This window comes from Streptomyces kebangsaanensis (assembly GCF_001906585.1).
GTDB lineage: Bacteria > Actinomycetota > Actinomycetes > Streptomycetales > Streptomycetaceae > Streptomyces > Streptomyces kebangsaanensis.
This window is the reverse complement of the sequence record NZ_JUJA01000137.1, coordinates 32,332-34,296: the sequence shown is the minus strand read 5'-3', so window position 1 is coordinate 34,296 and position 1,965 is coordinate 32,332. Positions and strand designations below refer to the sequence as shown.

General features: G+C 73.5%; 2 protein-coding genes. Both read right to left on the bottom strand.

All coding sequences use genetic code 11. The annotated features are described in order from the left end of the window. On the bottom strand, positions 1-265 hold a 265-nt coding region (locus RH94_RS41470; protein WP_199881002.1), incomplete at its 3' end, for an NAD(P)-binding protein. Between the two features lie 108 nt (positions 266-373). Continuing rightward, on the bottom strand, positions 374-1,965 hold a 1,592-nt coding region (locus tag RH94_RS19980; protein WP_073948890.1), incomplete at its 5' end, for a GtrA family protein.

The window sequence follows — 1,965 nt, the reverse complement described above, 5'->3', positions numbered from 1 at the left end:
TGAGCCGGGGCCTGCGCAGGAAGTCCTCACCGGGAAGGATCTCCCGCCACAGTCGCCTCACCTCGGGCACTTTGGTGAAGAAGCGGTGCCCGCCGAGGTCGAAGCGCCAGCCGTCGCGTTCCACGGTTCGCGCCAGACCCCCGACGTGGCCCGTGGCTTCCAGGACGGTCACCGGGCGACCCGAACGGGCTGCGAGCAGGGCGGCGGTGAGCCCTGCGGGGCCGGCGCCGATCACCGTCACCTGCGAGGCTGAGGAGGGGCTCACGTGGGCCTCTTTCGTGTGGACGCCGACGGCCGGGCGGCAGGGCAACCGTGGCTTGACCCCTGTCACTGTATGGACGTTTTTGGCGTTTTGTCCGTCCGGGGCGAGCGTTCAGGGGATGTACTGCCCGCCGAAGCTCGATGTCGCCAGCGCCGTGAAGAGCGCGCCGCACGCCACCAGGGCCGGGTACCAGCGCCCGCGGGTGCGCAGTACCACGGCGGCCGCGACGAGCAGGGGGAACACCGCGCCCAGGTACCGCGGAAGCGATCGCCAGCCGGTGGCGGACGCCGCCACGGCCACCATCGCCAGGGCCCAGACCGTCCAGGAGACCGGCAGGCGCCGGCCCGCGACCCACAACAGCCCGAGGGCCACGGCCAGCAGCACCACCGCGACGATCAGATTGACGACCGACGCGGGCGTCAGACGGCCACCGTGCGGATGGAGCCAGTCCGCGAGCGGGTTGCCCACCACGGCGCCCCGGAGGGAAGCCCCGGCCTGCACCTGGTAAGGCGCCAGCCAGCCGCGTCCGGTGGCCGCACACCACGCCAGGTACACCAGTGTGCCGGCCACCGGTGACAGCGCCGCCAGCGCAGCACGCACTCGACGGGCGCGGGACCGTGCCCGCACCACCTCCACCAGGGCGGGCAGGGCGAGCAGCACCCCGGTGGGGCGCGCCAACCCGCTCAGTGCTCCCGCGCACACCACGACGCTTCCCCGGCCGCGTCCCAGACCGAGGAAGAACAGGGCCGTCAACATGCCGGCCACGGCCTCGGTGTATCCCAGCACCAACACGGCGCAGCCCGGCGCGAGCTGGGACAGCCACACCGCCCGGCGCGCCACCGGGTCCTCGGCGGCCTCTTCCCGCGTCAGGACGTGGAGCACCGCGCCGTACACCAGTGCGCATGCCGAGCACAGCACCAGGAGGGCCGCGGTGGCAGGGAGCCGGGTCAGCGCGGCCGCGACCCGGACCGTCAGGGGCAGCAACGGGAAGAAGCGCACGGATGCCGACGCGGGCGGACCGTATCCGTGCAGTGCCAGCGACCGGTACCAGGCCGAGTCCCATACCAGCAGACCCGATGACGGCCGCACCGCCCCGGTTTCGGGCAGGTGCCCCTGACCGCACCAGGCGAGCCCGAGCGCGACGGCCACCAGGGCGTGCGCCGCGAGCCACGGTGGTGCCGCCGCCCTGAAGGCGGCCGGCCATGTGCCCGCCCCGGCCCCCGGAACGCTGCCGCCGCGCACGGCCGGGAGGTCGGCCTCCTCGCCGGGGCGGGCCGGGAAGACCCAGGTCCGGTACGCCCAGAAGCGGAAGACCATCGCCAGGGCCATACCGACCACATTCTTGGCGACGTTGGCGGCCACCGTACCGTGCAGCCCGAACACGTCGTGGGACACCACGACACAGCCGGTCGTGATCCCCGCCCCCAGCACGTTCACGGCGCAGAACAGGGCGATGCGCCGCCCGTTGCGTCCGAAGGGCCGCCGACGGTAGGTCCAGTACCGGTTCCCCGCGTAGGCGACCACCGTCCCGGCCGCCGCACTCGACAGGGACGACACGGCCGCCCCCAGACCGAGGACGAGGAGCAGGTTGAACGTCCCGACCTCTGTCAGATAGGCGGCAGCCCCCGATACCGCGAATCGGGTGACCTCGGGCAGGACCCGCTTCCAACGCCGCGTCGGCGGGGGAGGGGGAACAGCCGGCG